This is a genomic window from Pseudomonas sp. B707 (assembly GCF_022496685.1).
GTDB lineage: Bacteria > Pseudomonadota > Gammaproteobacteria > Pseudomonadales > Pseudomonadaceae > Aquipseudomonas > Aquipseudomonas paraglycinae.
Genome location: NZ_WTVE01000030.1, coordinates 1 through 15,250, shown reverse-complemented (window position 1 = coordinate 15,250; position 15,250 = coordinate 1). Strand labels below are relative to the sequence as shown.

The following is a 15,250-nucleotide window of genomic DNA, read 5'->3' as shown; positions in this document are numbered from 1 at the left end:
TTACTTGGCCGGCGCAACCTTGCGCCCGGCCATGTGCTGCAAATACCCGATCAGCTTCTGCAGATCCGCATCCGGCAACACCTCGGCAGAAAACCCTGGCATCTTCGCTTGCGGCCACTGACGCAGACTCTGTGGGTCGCGGATGTAGCGCTTGAGGAAGTCCGCGCCGAAGTACTCGGTCGGGTTGTACGGAATATTCAGGTCCGGCCCGAACTGCGCATCGCCCGCGCCATTCAGGCGATGGCAGGCCAGGCAGTTCTTCTGGAACAGCGCAAAACCCTGATTCACCGGGTCATCGGCCTTCAACGCAGGATCCGGCAGCAGGGCAGGGAAGCGCTCGGCCACCGGCGCCATGCGCTTGATGCTCGCCACTTCGAACGGCCATTGTTCCGGGCTGATATTGCCGGCCTGCGGATCGGTCCACACCAGATAGAACGGCCCGGCGCTGTGCTTGCCTTCCGACAGCGGCGGCCAGGGCTGCGCCGGATCCTCGATGGCCAGCCAGGCGCGTGAACCCTTGGTGTTCAGTAGCGGCGCGGCGGACAGTTCGGCGGCAAAACCGTCCAGCGCTACGGCTTGCAGGTGATCGTCCGGTTTGATGCCGGTCAGCAGCGCGGCCATCGGCACGGCGCGATAAGTCATGTCCTTCTTGTAGGACACGTCGTTTTTGATGGTGAGGGTTTGTACCTGAGGGTGCTTGAGCAACTCCTCGGTCTGCCAGGTGCGGCTGTTCGCGCCCAGCTCCAGGTTCAGCTGCGCGGCAGACAGGGGCATGCTCAGCAGCATGGCCCCGAACAGAATGAGCGTTTTCAAGTGATCGCCGTCCGTGTCGTGGAAGTGCGCAAAGGTTGGCACAGCCACGCTGGCCCGGGTAGCGGGCCAGTCACATTTTCAGTGGCGATAAACAATACCTGCCGCTTGAATCAGCCGATGACCTTGGTCAGGTTCGGCAGAATCAACAACAGCGTCGTGGCGAAAAGAATGAGCCCTGCTTGCCGTACTTTCGGTTGTTTGAACATGGCTTGACCGCCTTTTTTGTTATTTCCTGATGCCTGCCTGCATATCCATGACGGCAAGCGCTGCACTTCCTGTAGCGAACGCCTGTCTCGGCAAAACCCGACGACAACGACGTACATCTTCACCTTAGGGCCCGCGTCACGCTTCGCTTAGATCCATTTCGTATGTATTTGCTACCTGTCGCGATTAAAAAGGCATGAGGCCCATTGCCAGCTTCTTTGCCGCCCGTTTGCTAGACAGCTCGCGCACCTGAACCGGTTAATCAAGCCACGGATGACCGTCCGTCTGAGCGTGCGCGTCAACGTCATTGAGCGCTGTGGTCATTGAATCGATGGCCTGCGAAGACAACAGTGACAGTACGAATTTCACTCACCGCACAGGTTCGAGGACGTCATGACCCAAGCTTTGATTTTCGACGCGTTACGCACGCCCCGTGGCAAGGGCAAGGCCGACGGATCGCTGCACAGCGTCAAACCGGTGAACCTGGTGGCCGGGCTGCTGACCGCTTTGCAGGCACGTACGGCGCTGGACACCAGCCAGATCGATGACGTGGTGCTCGGTTGCGTCACGCCGATTGGCGATCAGGGCTCGGACATCGCCAAGACCGCCGTGCAGGTGGCTGATTGGGACGTCAGCGTCGCGGGCGTGCAGATCAACCGCTTCTGCGCCTCGGGGCTGGAAGCGGTGAACCTGGGGGCGATGAAAGTGCGCTCCGGGTTCGAAGACCTGGTGGTAGTTGGTGGCGTCGAATCCATGTCCCGAGTGCCGATGGGCAGCGACGGTGGCGCCTGGGCGCTGGACCCGCAAACCAACCTGCACAGCCACTTCACACCACAAGGCGTCGGCGCCGACCTGATCGCCACCCTTGCAGGCTTCAGCCGGCAGGACGTCGATGCCTACGCGCTGCACTCGCAGCAGAAAGCTGCCCGCGCCCGGGCCGACGGTTCGTTCAGCAAGTCGCTGGTGCCGGTGCAGGACCAGAACGGCATCATCCTGCTCGATCACGATGAATTCATTCGCGCCGAGTCGACCCTTGAAGGCCTGGGCAAGCTCAAGCCGAGTTTCGAAATGATCGGCCAGATGGGCTTCGACGCCACGGCATTGCGGGTCTACAGCCATGTCGAGCGGATCAACCATGTGCACACGCCGGGTAACAGCTCGGGCATCGTTGATGGCGCGGCGCTGATGCTGATCGGCTCCGAGGCCAAGGGGCGCGCGTTGGGCCTGCAACCCCGGGCGCGGATTGTCGCCACGGCGGTCACCAGCACCGACCCGACCATCATGCTCACCGGCCCGGCGCCGGCCACTCGCAAGGCGCTGGCCAAGGCCGGGCTGCGGGTGGAGGACATCGACCTGTTTGAAGTCAACGAGGCGTTCGCCTCGGTGGTGCTCAAATTCATCAAGGACATGGCTGTCGACCCGGACAAGGTCAACGTCAATGGCGGCTCGATCGCCATGGGCCATCCGCTGGGCGCCACCGGTTGCGCGATCCTCGGCACCTTGCTCGATGAACTGGAAGCCCGGCGCCTGCGCTACGGCCTCGCGACGCTGTGCGTCGGCGGCGGCATGGGCATCGCCACCATCATCGAACGCCTCTGACCCCAAGGAATCCTGTCATGACCCAAGCCATTCGTTACGAAAAAGGCCAGGACGGCATCGTCGTCCTGACCATCGACATGCCGGGCCAGAGCGCCAACACCATGAACGCGGCGTACCGCGAGGCCATGGCCGAAAGCGTCGCCCGTTTGCAGGCGGAAAAAGATGACATCGCCGGGGTAATCATCACTTCGGCCAAGAAAACCTTCTTCGCCGGCGGCGACCTGAATGAACTGATCAAGGTCGGCAAGCCCGAAGCCAAGGCCTTCTACGACATGGTGCTGACCCTCAAGGGCCAGTTGCGCACTCTGGAAACCCTCGGCAAACCGGTGGTCGCGGCGATCAACGGCGCGGCGCTCGGCGGCGGCTGGGAAATCTGCCTGGCCTGCCACCACCGGGTGGCACTGGACGAAGCGTCGGTGCAGCTCGGTTTGCCGGAAGTGACCCTCGGCCTGTTGCCGGGCGGCGGTGGCGTGGTGCGCATGGTGCGCATGCTCGGCATCGAAAAGGCTTTGCCGTATCTGCTTGAAGGCAAGAAAGTCCGTCCGCAGCAGGCGTTGCAGGCGGGGCTGATTGATGAACTGGCAGCGGATCGCGATGAGCTGCTGGCCAAGGCCCGGGCCTGGATTCTGGCCAATCCTGCGGCGGTGCAGCGTTGGGATGTGAAGGGCTATCAGATTCCCGGCGGCACGCCATCCAATCCGAAAGTCGCGCAGATGCTGGCGATTGCGCCGTCGATCCTGCGCACCAAAACCCAGGGCACGTTGCCGGCGCCGGAGAAGATTCTGTGCGCGGCGGTGGAAGGCGCGCAGGTGGATTTCGACACGGCGCACCTGATCGAAACCCGCTACTTTACCGAACTGACCACCGGCCAGATCTCGAAAAACCTGATCGGCACCTTCTGGTTTCAGCTCAATGAAATCAATGCCGGCGGTTCGCGGCCGCAGGGTTTTGCGCCTTATGTGACGAAGCGTGTGGGCGTGCTTGGCGCCGGAATGATGGGGGCGGGAATCGCGTACGTCAGCGCTGTGGCCGGAATCGATGTGGTGCTCAAGGACATCAACCTTGCTGCTGCCGAAAAGGGCAAGGCGCATTCGGCGGCGCTGCTGGATAAAAAAGTCGCTCGTGGGCAAATGTCTGCGCAGCAGCGTGAAGCGGTGCTGGCGCGTATCCAGCCGACCGAAAGCGATGCCGATCTGGCGGGTTGCGATCTGATCATCGAGGCGGTGTTCGAGGATCGTCAACTCAAGGCCAAGGTCTCGGCAGCAGCGCAACAGGTGGTTGGCGCCGACGCTGTGATTGCTTCCAACACATCGACCTTGCCCATCACTGGCTTGGCGACCGCAGTACCGGATCAAAGCAAGTTTATCGGCCTGCACTTCTTCAGCCCGGTGGAAAAGATGCCGCTGGTGGAAATCATCAAGGGCGCGCAAACCAGCGACGAAACCCTCGCACGCGGGTTCGATTTCGTACTGCAAATCAAGAAAACCCCGATTGTGGTCAACGACAGTCGCGGATTCTTCACTTCGCGAGTATTCGGCACCTTCACCAATGAAGGTATTGCGATGCTGGGTGAGGGCGTCAGCGCGCCGATGATCGAGACCGAAGCGCGCAAGGCCGGCATGCCTGTCGGACCGCTGGCGATCTCTGACGAAGTTTCCCTCAGCCTGATGAGCCATATCCGTCAGCAAACGGCCAAAGACCTTCAAGCAGAAGGGAAACCGCTGATTGAGCACCCGGCGTTCGCCGTGATTGACTTGCTGCTCAACGAATACAAGCGGCCGGGCAAGGCAGCGGGAGGCGGTTTTTATGAGTACCCGGCGGGTGGTCAGAAACATCTGTGGCCCGAGCTGAAAACCCGTTTCGAGAAAGCCGACGGGCAGATTTCACCGAAGGATGTACGTGATCGACTGTTGTTCGTGCAGGCCATCGAAACCGTGCGCTGTGTGGAGGAGGGCGTGCTGACGTCGACGGCGGACGCCAACGTCGGCTCGATCTTCGGCATCGGCTTCGCGGCATGGACGGGCGGCGCGTTGCAGTTCATCAACCAATATGGCGTGAAGGACTTTGTCGCGCGGGCACAGTATCTGGCGGAACAGTACGGCGAGCGTTTTGCACCGCCAGCGCTGCTGCTTGAGAAGGCCGCGAAGGGCGAGTTGTTCTAACGGGCTGGGGATGCATTTCGGGGCTTGCCTTGCCGGGGGGTTTCAAGGCAGGCTCTGGGCTGTGCATTATTCCCATCACGTGTCAGGTATTTTTTATGTCGCTACGCATCTGCATTCTGGAAACCGACATCCTGCGTCCGGAACTGGTCGATGAATATCAGGGTTACGGGCAGATGTTCCAGCGCCTGTTCTCGCAACAGCCGATCGCCGCCGAGTTTACGGTGTACAACGTGATGCAGGGCGATTATCCGAGTGATGACCTGACCTTCGATGCGTATCTGGTTACCGGCAGCAAGGCCGACTCGTTCGGTACCGACCCGTGGATCCAGACCCTCAAGCAATACCTGCTGACCCGCTATGAGCGCGGCGACAAACTGCTCGGCGTGTGCTTCGGCCATCAACTGCTGGCGCTGCTGCTGGGCGGCAAGAGCGAGCGCGCCACGCAAGGCTGGGGTGTCGGCATCCACAACTACAAACTGGCGGCCAAGGCGCCGTGGATGAGCCCGGTGCGTGAAGAGCTGACGCTGTTGATCAGCCACCAGGATCAGGTGACGGCGTTGCCGGAAAACGCGACGGTGATTGCATCGAGCGATTTCTGCCCGTTTGCCGCGTACCACATCAACGATCAGGTGCTGTGCTTCCAGGGTCATCCGGAATTCATTCACGACTACTCGCGAGCGCTGCTGGATCTGCGTCAGGAAGCGCTGGGCGAGCAGGTTTACAGTAAGGGTGTGGCCAGTCTGGAGCATCAGCACCACGGCACCACCGTCGCGGAATGGATGATGCGTTTCGTGGCGCACAAGCCGACCGCTGCTTGAATCCAGACGCCCCCGTGTTTTACACGGGGGCGTTTTTTCTTATAGCCAGCCGGATTTCTTGAAGCTCGCCCACAGGCTCACGCAGCCGACCGTGATAAAGCCCAGCACGCCGAAATAGCCGTAGTGCCAGCTCAGCTCCGGCATGTTCTGGAAGTTCATCCCGTAGATCCCGGCCACCGCTGTCGGGAACGCCAGAATCGCCGCCCATGCAGCGAATTTGCGCTGCACCACGCTCTGGCGTGATGCTTCCAGCAGCACGCCGATTTCGATGGTCTGGCTGGCGATATCGGCCAGGGTGGTCAGATCTTCCATCTGCCGGTTCACGTGGATCTGCACGTCGCGAAAGTACGGGCGCATGTTCTTGTCGATGAAGGGGAAGCTCAGCTTCTGCAGTTCTTCGCCGATTTCCACCATTGGCGCGGCGTAACGGCGCAGGCGCAGGACGTCGCGACGCAGGCCGTGCAGCTTCTGGATGTCGTATTCATTCAATGCGCTGCACAACACGTTGCGTTCCAGTTCATCGATCTCGGCGTGGATCGCTTCGCCCACTGGCTGATAGTTTTCGATCACGAAATCCAGCAGCGCATACAGTACGAAATCTTCCCCGTGCTCCAACAACAGCGGCCGCGCCTCACAGCGTTGGCGGACGTGGGCGTAGGACGCCGAGTGGCCATTGCGGGCAGTGATGATGTAGCCCTTGCCGGCGAAGATGTGGGTTTCGATGAACTGCAGAATCCCGTGTTCGCGCACCGGCGAGTAGGTGACGATGAACAGCGCGTCGCCAAAGGTTTCCAGCTTCGGCCGGCTGTGCTTTTCCAGGGCGTCTTCGATGGCCAGTTCGTGCAGGTTGAACTGACGTTGCAGGTTGGACAGTTCCTGGGCGCTCGGCTCTTCGAGGCCGATCCAGACGAAGTGGCCGGTCTTGGCGGCCCAGGCCGCGCCTTCGTCGAGGGAAATATTGGTGACTTTCTTACCGGCGCTGTAAACCGCAGCAGCAACAACTCGACCCATGGTGGTGATTCACTTCTTCTTGGCAGATGGCAGGGGAGACATGGCTTCAGCTTAGCCGTGTCGCTGCTTGAGAGTCAGTGAAATCTGCACAGTTCACCGGGCAAAAGAAAACCCGCACAGGGCGGGCTTCTTTTTCACGCAGCTTGCAGCTGCCGGTCCATCGCATCGATGCATTCGCGCATCTGTTCGCGGCACTGGTTGATCAGCATGGGCATGTCATCCATGGTCAGGCCGACGGTAGGAATTGCCGGCAGCGAGCGTATGAGAACTTTCCCGCTGTGCCAGCGGTTCAGACGCATGTGCTTGATGTAGCTGCTGACACACACCGGAACGATCGGCACCCCGGCGGCGATGGCCATCTGGAACGCGCCTTTCTTGAATGGCAGCAGTTCCTCACCCAGGTTGCGCGTGCCTTCCGGGAACACCCAGATCGAGGTGTCTTTGTGCTGCAAGGTATCGGTGGTGGTCAGCATCGACTGGCGCGCCTTGTGCGCGTTCCCACGATCGATCAACACATTGCCCGCCAGCCAGAACAGCTGCCCGAACAGCGGCACCCACTTCAGGCTCTTTTTGCCGATGCACACCGTCCGACGCGGCACCACGTTGCCGAACACGAACAGGTCATAGTTGGACTGATGATTGGCGATGATCACGCAGCTGTCGGGTTTGTTCATCAACGGGCCGACTTCGGCCTTCACTCGCAGACGCAAAATGCACATGGCCGGCAGTGCATAGAGGCGGGCGCACAGGCGACTGTTGTCCGGATTGAATGGCCGGCACAGCCCGAGGATCACTCCGAGTATCCCCGCCAGAATAAAGTGCAGGCCCATCAATAACATACGAAACACAAACAGCATTTTCAGGCCCATCGGGACAAAAGGTGGCGCAGTGTACGGATGTGCACTGTTTTCGGCAATTGCCGCTATAGAGTCCGGAGATGGGCGATGTTTAAGCGCATGTTTCCGACTTGTTGGTCAGAGGCGTCCTAGAGCTGCCGCGGAGTTTTCAACAAGCCGCGTAAGAAAAAGCCCGACACGACGGTGGGGCTTTTCTGAATCGGTATGAGCCGGGTGTCACCCCAGATGCTCCTGATCCTGGATGATCGCGTTGTCCAGGGTTTCCAGCAGCGCCTTGCGCACTTTCAACTTGGTGTTCTTGTGTGCGGTCATGTTGATCTTTTTCAACTGACGCGCGGCGGCGAGGGCGGCGCCTTGCAGTTCTTCGGCCGCGACCACTTTGTCGAGGAAGCCGGCATCCACTGCGCTTTGCGGATCGAACATCTCGCCATTGATGACCGAGCGGTGGAAGGCCGAGCGACGCAGGCGATCACGGGCCAGCTCGATGCCGGCGTGGTGCATGGTCATGCCGATCTGCACTTCGTTCAGACCAATGCTGAACGGGCCGTCGACACCGATCCGGTAATCGGCGGACAACAGAATGAATGCGCCTTTGGCTACGGCATGCCCCGGGCAAGCAACAATCACCGGGAACGGGTGCGACAACAGGCGGCGGGCCAGGGTCGAGCCGGCGGTCACCAGCGACACGGCTTCTTTAGGGCCGGCAGTCATCACTTTCAGGTCGTAGCCGCCAGAGAGAATGCCCGGCTGACCGGTGATGATCACAATGGCACGATCCGCCACCGCCTGATCCAGCGCCGCGTTGAAGGCCGCGATCACGTCCGGGGAAATGGCGTTGACCTTGCCGTTGCTCAGGGTCAGGGTCGCGATACCGTCTTCGAGGTGGTAGGCAATCAGGTCGCTCATGGCGCAATTCCTTATAAGAAAGATGGGCAGACGTTACCCACCGTCGCCGGTCAGGTAAAGCACTGTGACTGACCCGCCAGTCACCGTTTACCGGCCGATGCGCTGCAACACGCCCCGCGCCTGACGCCTGCGCACCTATATAGAAGGGCTGCGCCCACCCGAGATTGGCCGGATTGCCATGGCCCCTAGAAGGTGGAAGCGACTTTTTCTCTTAACCGCATGAAAATTCTGAAAAAAAGTTTGCCATCAGAAAAGCTTTCGACTACATTAGCGCGCCTCGACAGACAGAACATGTTTGAAGAGATACGGTGAAGTGTCCGAGTGGCTTAAGGAGCACGCCTGGAAAGTGTGTATACAGGAAACTGTATCGAGAGTTCGAATCTCTCCTTCACCGCCAAATTCGATGTAAACAAAACCCCTGGTTTCGAAAGAAGCCAGGGGTTTTGTGCATTCTGGCGTCCGGATTTTTTTGGTCACAGAGATCGGTTCGGCTTCCCTTGGCCAGGGCATTACAATCGCGGCTTTATCCGGCAAGTAAAAGGACGACCTCCATGATCATTTCCACCACCCACTCCATCGAAGGCCGGCAGATTACGGCGTATCTGGACATCGTCAGTGCCGAGTCGGTGCAGGGCGTGAATGTGATTCGCGATATGTTCGCGGGCATGCGGGACTTTTTCGGCGGGCGTTCGCAGACGCTGGAGCGGGCGTTGAAGGAGGCGCGTGTTCAGGCGACTGACGAGATCAGGGAGCGCGCGCGGGCCTTGCAGGCGGATGCGGTGGTCGGGGTGGATTTCGAGATCAGCATGCCGGCAGGGAAGGGCGGCATGGTAGTGGTGTTTGCGACCGGTACAGCGGTCAAGTTGCGCTGAGCATTGGTTTCCGCTTGTGAGCCCATTCAACGGAATGGGCTCTTTGCTGACAATCAGCCCTGTGGTTTGAGCAGGATAGTGCCTTTCGAGTCATAGGTCAGCGGTGTATCGATCGCAACGAGAGGCGGGGTATCGCCTGGTTGAACTGGCTGAACCGGGTCCGGGTGGTAGATGACGCCCGGCTGCAACGGGCTCGGTCCAGTCGGTTGCTTGATGACGATTTCGCCCGAAGCGACTTTTTCCTTGAATTTCTCTGCCCCGGCTTTGCCGGCGGCGATCTGTTCATCCGTGAGCTTTACAACGGGCAGTGTGGGGAATCCTTTGATTTCCATGTTCTCTCCTTGAGATTCATTGCGTACGAAAAAGGGCAGCGGCCGGTCGCCGCAAATCTTTAGCCGCGTGGGACCAACGGTTCCTCAATGTGTTTAATTTCCTTAGGCCATTCGTCGGGCTTCGGGTGATCTGAATCACAAGTCCAGGAATGACCGGCTAGTCTCAAAAGCCTTGGAGGTCGATATTTTTTCAGGCAAAAGGGTTTGCCGGTGTCGGCCCGCATTTGGAAAGGGGTGAAGAGATGACTGATCCGTACATCGAAGACGACGGGGCTGAATTTCCATTCAACAATTGCGTGCGCTGCGGCCAGACGGAGTACCAGGCCGGGTTTGGCGAGGACCCGGTGCAGACCGGCAAGATCAAGTCCACGGCACCCAAGGGGCCTAAAGCAAAATTTCTGCCCAAGGTGACGGCACGTTCCAGGAAGTAATCCGGATGCCATACAGCCCCGCCATTGAGCGGGGTTTTTTGTTTCTATTTTTTGAGAGGCGTCCTACAGAAATTGCAGATTCGTGTGGTTTCTTTCACAAACTTTTCACACCCGGCTGGGTAGGGTGAAGCCATCCGTTAGAAAGCAAGTCTCCAGCCCGTCTCCCCAGCGGGCTTTTTTTTGTCCGTCATAAAACCTTTTCCATATTCGCTGTCCAATCGGCGCCAAGTGCGCTGCAACGCTGGACATTGCCGCGACAACAGCATTCAATCTGCGCCCTTTTTTATTCCTTCTGTTGAGGTTTTTCGTCATGCGTTTAACTCTGCCTGCTCTGGTTCTGGGGCTTCTGGTTGCTCAAGGTGCAATGGCTGGCGACGGTACCGCCGCACTGGGTGGCGGTCTGGGCGGCGCGCTGGGTAACGTGGTTGGCCAGAAAATGGGCGGCAGCAACGGCGCGGCCATTGGCGCTGGCCTGGTCGGCGCGGCTGGCGGTGCGTTGGCAGCGAAGAAGGGAGCCCGCACAAAGGCGGCTATTGGCGGTGGTGTCGGTGCAGCGGGTGGTTCGATCATCGGCAACAGCCTGGGTGGCAAGAACGGTGCGACTATCGGTGCCGGCTTGGGCGGTGCTGCTGGCGGCGCAGTGGGCAGCAACTTGTCCAAGGGTCACAAGCGTCACTGATTGCCAACGCGTGACTGAAAAGGCCCGGCTTTATGCCGGGCCTTTTCGTTGCTGAACGTTTTTCCCGAATTCGCCTCCAATGCTACGTAGCCCCCTCCGCGGGCGAACCGTCCCGACTCGGGACCTGTGAGGTCTGTATGCGATTGACATTATCCGCATTGGTTTTGGGATTGTTCGTGGCCCAAGGCGCCATGGCCGCCGGTGATGGCACGGCCGCCGTGGGTGGTGGATTGGGTGGCGCGTTGGGCAATGTGGTCGGCGGCCAACTCGGCGGCAGCACCGGTGCTGCGGTGGGTGCTGGCGTTGGTGGCGCGGCCGGCAGTGCCGTCGGAGCGAACAAGCGCAATCGCACGGAAGCCGCCATTGGCGGTGGCCTCGGCGCCGCAGGCGGGTCCGTCGTCGGCAACAGCCTCGGCGGCTCCACCGGTTCGACTATCGGCGCAGGGTTGGGCGGCGCAGCGGGTGGCGCGGTCGGCAACAACCTGGGTGACGATGGCGGCAAGTCGCACTCCGGCGGTGGTCACAAGCACAAGAACAAACACAAGAACCGTCATCGTTGAGTGACCGGTTCTACGGAAACCCGGCTTTATGCCGGGTTTTTTGTGCCTGCGCGTTCATGCGCAGGAACGAATGGCGACCATACTTTTCGAACGTCCTATACGAACGCGATTGACGAGGTGCGCCATGACTCCGGAAACCGAAGGCAAGGAAGAGAAAGGCCCGAGCGGATTGCCGTTTATCAATGATCCGGGGAATGAAGATCCGGGGTCGTTGATGGATGATGCGACGGTTCCGCTTTTGGAGGGTGAGGACGAGCTTGAGTATGAGGATTTTGATGATGATGAGTGATAGGGTACTCGCCTTGTTGAACTTGGTGTGCGCCTACTCGACAGCCTTATCCTCCCGGACCTCAATGCGCCGCGGCCAATTGGTCAACGCTGACTTCCCTGTCCGCACCAATGCTTGTGGAGCAGCGGTCTAATCCCTGCCATTCGCTATCGAACAAACGAAACATCAATCCTGTCCGCGTTAATTTTGACAAATTGCCCATTTAGATGTGGAAATTCGTAGTGGATATCCTGATCAGTAAAATCAACTAAAGACCGGAAAACTTCGCCATCCAGGTAGCCATAAATCTCACAGGGGAATCCGCTACCGAGCATCTTGATCTGCGTTTTTTCGCATTCTGAAGGTGATACACATTCTTCATCAGATAACACCATTTCGAACTCAACTTCGTAAGTTTTTCCCACCTCAATTTCTGAAGGGCTGTAGCTTACGAAACATCTGACCGCTGTGCCCTCCACGACCAGCAAAATAGCTTCTTCTACATACGGGTCTATTTCGACAACCAGTGCTTTGTACGTCTTAGTCATGAGCGGGTCTCACTGTTTTATCTCGTGCATTACCATTGATTGTCCGCCAAAACTCTTTCCCACTTTTGGTGTGTAGAGTCGTAATTTCATCATTGGTGTTGGTGCCAACGAAAGCGAATTTCGCTTCACCTTTTCGGTTAGTCCCCATCAACTGGATATACCCTGCTCGCAGCTCTCCCTTGTATAAGTACTCCACACGCGTGCCTTGATTCACAACGCCTCGCGCGGTGAGTAAGTACTCTTCGTTGCTCATCGCTTTGAATTCGGCGCCATGCTTTTCAAAATGCCCGGTAAGCTTTTCATCACTCCCAAAATTTTCGGGTCGAGATTTTGGCTTTGGAATCAGCGGCTCACCTTCGTCAACAACCGAGCCACCCACCCCATCCGGCACCGAACAACCCGGCTTGTTCGGCGGCGGACAGTTGGACGTCAACCCCAACGGATCCACCCACCCCGTCGGATTCGGCACATACCGGTACTGATTCAACCCACCCGCCAACTTCACCGGATCCGGCGTCAGGTACCGCCCCACCTCCGGGTCGTAGTACCGGTGTCGGTTGTAATGCAGCCCGCTTTCTTCATCGAAATACTGCCCCTGAAACCGTAGTGGCTGGTTCAGGTAGTCCTCGGTCGCGAGCTCCAGCGAGGTGACCTTGCCGTAGGCGCTGTATTTGGCCGACCAGACGATCTCGCCGCTGTAGTCGGTCAGTTCCTGCGGGGTGCCGAGGTGGTCGAGCTGGTAGTAGAACGGGCAGGCGCGTTTCGGGCCTTTGCCGTCGAGCATGGCCAGTGGGCGGAAGGTGCCGGGTTCGTAGATGAAGCTGCGGTGTTGGGTCGGGCTGCTTTCGGCGATCAGGTGGTCGCCTTGCCAGAAGAACTCGGTGGTCTGGCCGTCGACGGTTTTGCGGATGCGCCGGCCGAAGGCGTCGTACTGATAGGTGGCGCTGGTGCCGTCGGGACGGGTGAGGCCGATCAGGCGGTGCTGGCTGTCGTAGCGGTATTCGGTGACAAGGGTTTGCGCGCGGCCGCGGCGTTCGCGGATCAGGTTGCCGAAGGCGTCGTAGTCGTAATGACGATCGCCCTGCATCAGCAGGCGATTGCCTTTGATCTGTGTCGGACCGGGGCGATCCTGCATCAGCAGGTTGCCGGCCGGGTCGTGGGCGAAGTTTTCCGGCACATCGTCGCGGGTGTGGCGTACGCGAATCAGCCGGTCGAGGGCGTCGTACGTGTAGCTGCGCTGGCCGTGGCGGGTGTCGGCGATGTGTTCGAGGTTGCCGTTGGCGCTGTAGGCAAAGTCGCGGCGGTACAGCGCACTGCGTTGATGGCCTACGGCGTGGGCGCGCAAGCGGCCCTGTTCGTCGTAGGTGTATTCGCTGAGCAGCAGGCCTTGCTGGCGCTGCTGTTCGCGGCCGTGCTGGTAGACGTGGCGGGTCAGCAAGGCACCGTTGAGGTCGATCGCCGTCAGCGCCCCGCCCTTGGCGTAGTGGTAATCGAGTTTGCTGTTGTCCGGCAGACGCAGGCGGGTGAGCTGGCCGCAGGCGTCGTAGGCGTAACGCAGGGTGCCCCAGCCCTGATGCTCGCGCACCAGCCGGTCCTGCAGGTCGTATTCGAAGGCCAGCGGGTGATCCTGGCCGTCATCCACGCCGACCAGCCGGCCGAGACGGTCATAGCGGTAGCTGACCTCGACCCCGTCCGGCAGGGTCTTGAGCAGCAATCGCCCGGCGCTGTCGCGCTGGTAAGTGGTGACCAGCGTGGTGCCGTCGTCGCCGAACTCGGTCTTCTCCAGCAGGTGGCCGTTGCGGTCGTAGGCATACGCCGTGCGCCGACCATCGAAGCCGGTTTCCTGTCGGATCAGTCCGGTGGGCGTGTAGTCCAGCCGATACTTTTCGCCGGACTCGTTCTCGATTTCCGTCAGCAGCAGCTGCGCATGGTCGTAGCGGTACTGGACTCGTGTGCCGTCGGGGTTGATCCGCCGGCTGACCAAATGCAGGTCGTCGTCATACTCGTAACGGGTGATCCGCCCCAGTTCATCGCGTTCGACCGTGATCTGGCCGTAGGCGCTATAACTGAAGGCTCGAGTGGCGCCATTCGGCGAGGTGGTCTGGATCAGCCGGCCAACGGCATCCCATGCATGACGGGTGACCGCGCCATGCTCGTCCTGCGCCGTAATCCGCCGCCCTAGCGCATCGTAGGAAAACTTGCGAACCCCACCGTCCGGCAGACTTTCTTCGACCAGTTGGCCCAGGTCGTTCCACACGAACACATGCCGACCCGAATCCGGATAACGGATCGACAGCAACCGCCCCTGTGCATCGCGGTGGTAGTGGGTGACATGGCCATCCGGATCGACCGCCTCGGTGATGTCACCCTGGGCATTACGCCGGTACGTCCACACCGCATCGCCACGTGAGCGGCTGTGCAGGAAACCGTTGCGGTACTCGTAGGACCTCGGCGCATCGTCCGGCGGAATCAGCGCGATCAGCCGTCCGGCGTCGTCATAGCGGTATTCGGTAACCGCGCCCAGCGCATCCTGCTCGGCGACCAATCGGCCCTGCGTGTCGTAGGCCTTGAGCTGTTCGCCCCCGTCCGCCGACACCTGACGCACCAGCCGCGCGGTGTCATCGTGGACGTAAGTCTCTTCAGTCCCATCGACGTAATGCACCGTGACACGGCCGGCGCCATCCCAGACGTAACGCGTGTCCATCTGCGAAAACGACGCCCAGTGCCGCACACAGCGCGCCGCCTTGCCGGCACGTTCCCATTCCCAGAAGAAGCTCGCACCGCCGGCCAGTTGCCGTTGCAGGATGACGTGCTGGTCGTCGTAGTCGTAACGCTCGGTCTCGCCGACGGCGTTCGACGCCTCGATCAACCGATGGCGGGCATCAAAGCGGTAGCTGGCCAGCGTCTGCTCGGTGCGCCAGGTCGAATCCCGAAAAACCTGATAATCGACCGCGACCAGATGCGCCCGCTCATAGCGCAGCAACAAGGAGCGACCAGCGCCGTTGTCGAGGCGCTCAACGCGATCCAGACGGTCCCGCGTAATACGCAAGCGGTTGCCGTACGCATCGCTGACCGCCGTCAGACCCCCAGCCCGAAAGTGATAAAACCGCGCCGCGTCCCCCGCCAGCGCAACAATCAACTCCTCCGGCTCATCCCCGAGAAAGATCGCCGCCCGCGACAGGCTGTTGTG

The 15,250-nt window shown here is 60.0% G+C and carries 15 protein-coding genes and 1 tRNA gene; 9 read left to right on the top strand and 7 right to left on the bottom strand.

Going from position 1 to position 15,250, the window contains the following annotated elements; all coding sequences use genetic code 11:
- Positions 1 to 786, bottom strand: coding sequence for a cytochrome c (locus tag GQX66_RS18680; protein WP_240870459.1), 786 nt, complete (start codon positions 784 to 786; stop codon positions 1 to 3).
- Between the two features lie 624 nt (positions 787 to 1,410).
- Here GQX66_RS18680 and GQX66_RS18675 point away from each other — a divergent pair.
- The 3 genes from GQX66_RS18675 to GQX66_RS18665 all read left to right on the top strand — a co-directional run bounded on the left by GQX66_RS18675 (position 1,411) and on the right by GQX66_RS18665 (position 5,596).
- Complete coding sequence (locus tag GQX66_RS18675; RefSeq protein ID WP_240870414.1) at positions 1,411 to 2,616, top strand: acetyl-CoA C-acetyltransferase; 1,206 nt, start codon at positions 1,411 to 1,413, stop codon at positions 2,614 to 2,616.
- A 17-nt stretch (positions 2,617 to 2,633) separates the two neighbouring features.
- Positions 2,634 to 4,778, top strand: coding sequence for a 3-hydroxyacyl-CoA dehydrogenase NAD-binding domain-containing protein (locus tag GQX66_RS18670; protein WP_240870412.1), 2,145 nt, complete (start codon positions 2,634 to 2,636; stop codon positions 4,776 to 4,778).
- Positions 4,779 to 4,873: 95 nt separating this feature from the next.
- Complete coding sequence (locus GQX66_RS18665) at positions 4,874 to 5,596, top strand: amidotransferase (RefSeq protein WP_007959955.1); 723 nt, start codon at positions 4,874 to 4,876, stop codon at positions 5,594 to 5,596.
- Between the two features lie 39 nt (positions 5,597 to 5,635).
- Here the strand turns inward: GQX66_RS18665 and GQX66_RS18660 are convergent, their stop codons facing one another.
- The 3 genes from GQX66_RS18660 to GQX66_RS18650 form a co-directional block, all read right to left on the bottom strand.
- On the bottom strand, positions 5,636 to 6,607 hold the full coding sequence (locus tag GQX66_RS18660; protein ID WP_085748511.1) for a magnesium and cobalt transport protein CorA: 972 nt from the start codon (positions 6,605 to 6,607) through the stop codon (positions 5,636 to 5,638).
- A 134-nt stretch (positions 6,608 to 6,741) separates the two neighbouring features.
- Positions 6,742 to 7,464 carry a 1-acylglycerol-3-phosphate O-acyltransferase gene (locus GQX66_RS18655; RefSeq protein WP_085748519.1) on the bottom strand — a complete coding sequence of 241 codons (723 nt, stop codon included), beginning with the start codon at positions 7,462 to 7,464 and terminating at the stop codon, positions 6,742 to 6,744.
- Between the two features lie 216 nt (positions 7,465 to 7,680).
- Complete coding sequence (locus GQX66_RS18650; protein WP_011333225.1) at positions 7,681 to 8,370, bottom strand: crotonase/enoyl-CoA hydratase family protein; 690 nt, start codon at positions 8,368 to 8,370, stop codon at positions 7,681 to 7,683.
- A gap of 307 nt (positions 8,371 to 8,677) precedes the next feature.
- Between GQX66_RS18650 and GQX66_RS18645 the strand changes: the two genes are divergently transcribed.
- Positions 8,678 to 8,767, top strand: a tRNA-Ser gene (locus tag GQX66_RS18645).
- A 154-nt stretch (positions 8,768 to 8,921) separates the two neighbouring features.
- Positions 8,922 to 9,242: a YbjQ family protein gene (locus GQX66_RS18640; RefSeq protein WP_085748512.1), complete on the top strand. Its 321-nt coding sequence runs from the start codon at positions 8,922 to 8,924 to the stop codon at positions 9,240 to 9,242.
- A 53-nt stretch (positions 9,243 to 9,295) separates the two neighbouring features.
- Here the strand turns inward: GQX66_RS18640 and GQX66_RS18635 are convergent, their stop codons facing one another.
- Positions 9,296 to 9,574, bottom strand: a complete 279-nt coding sequence (locus GQX66_RS18635; RefSeq protein WP_240870410.1) for a hypothetical protein — start codon at positions 9,572 to 9,574, stop codon at positions 9,296 to 9,298.
- A gap of 242 nt (positions 9,575 to 9,816) precedes the next feature.
- On the opposite strand from GQX66_RS18635, the gene GQX66_RS18630 reads away from it, so the two are divergent.
- The 4 genes from GQX66_RS18630 (at position 9,817) to GQX66_RS18615 (ending at position 11,533) form a co-directional block, all read left to right on the top strand.
- Positions 9,817 to 10,005 (top strand): hypothetical protein, encoded by a 189-nt coding sequence (locus GQX66_RS18630; RefSeq protein ID WP_085690513.1) that lies wholly within the window; start codon positions 9,817 to 9,819, stop codon positions 10,003 to 10,005.
- A 310-nt stretch (positions 10,006 to 10,315) separates the two neighbouring features.
- Complete coding sequence (locus tag GQX66_RS18625) at positions 10,316 to 10,684, top strand: bacteriocin (protein ID WP_240870408.1); 369 nt, start codon at positions 10,316 to 10,318, stop codon at positions 10,682 to 10,684.
- Positions 10,685 to 10,821: 137 nt separating this feature from the next.
- Positions 10,822 to 11,244, top strand: coding sequence for a YMGG-like glycine zipper-containing protein (locus GQX66_RS18620; protein ID WP_007952177.1), 423 nt, complete (start codon positions 10,822 to 10,824; stop codon positions 11,242 to 11,244).
- Positions 11,245 to 11,368: 124 nt separating this feature from the next.
- Positions 11,369 to 11,533 (top strand): hypothetical protein, encoded by a 165-nt coding sequence (locus GQX66_RS18615; RefSeq protein ID WP_165369547.1) that lies wholly within the window; start codon positions 11,369 to 11,371, stop codon positions 11,531 to 11,533.
- Positions 11,534 to 11,679: 146 nt separating this feature from the next.
- Here the strand turns inward: GQX66_RS18615 and GQX66_RS18610 are convergent, their stop codons facing one another.
- Both GQX66_RS18610 and GQX66_RS18605 read right to left on the bottom strand, forming a co-directional pair.
- Entirely contained in the window at positions 11,680 to 12,060 is a 381-nt protein-coding gene (locus GQX66_RS18610) for a hypothetical protein (protein ID WP_102688299.1), read from the bottom strand.
- Positions 12,053 to 15,250: RHS repeat-associated core domain-containing protein (locus GQX66_RS18605; RefSeq protein WP_240870406.1), on the bottom strand; the 3,198-nt coding region annotated here is incomplete at its 5' end. The genes GQX66_RS18605 and GQX66_RS18610, both read right to left, overlap by 8 nt.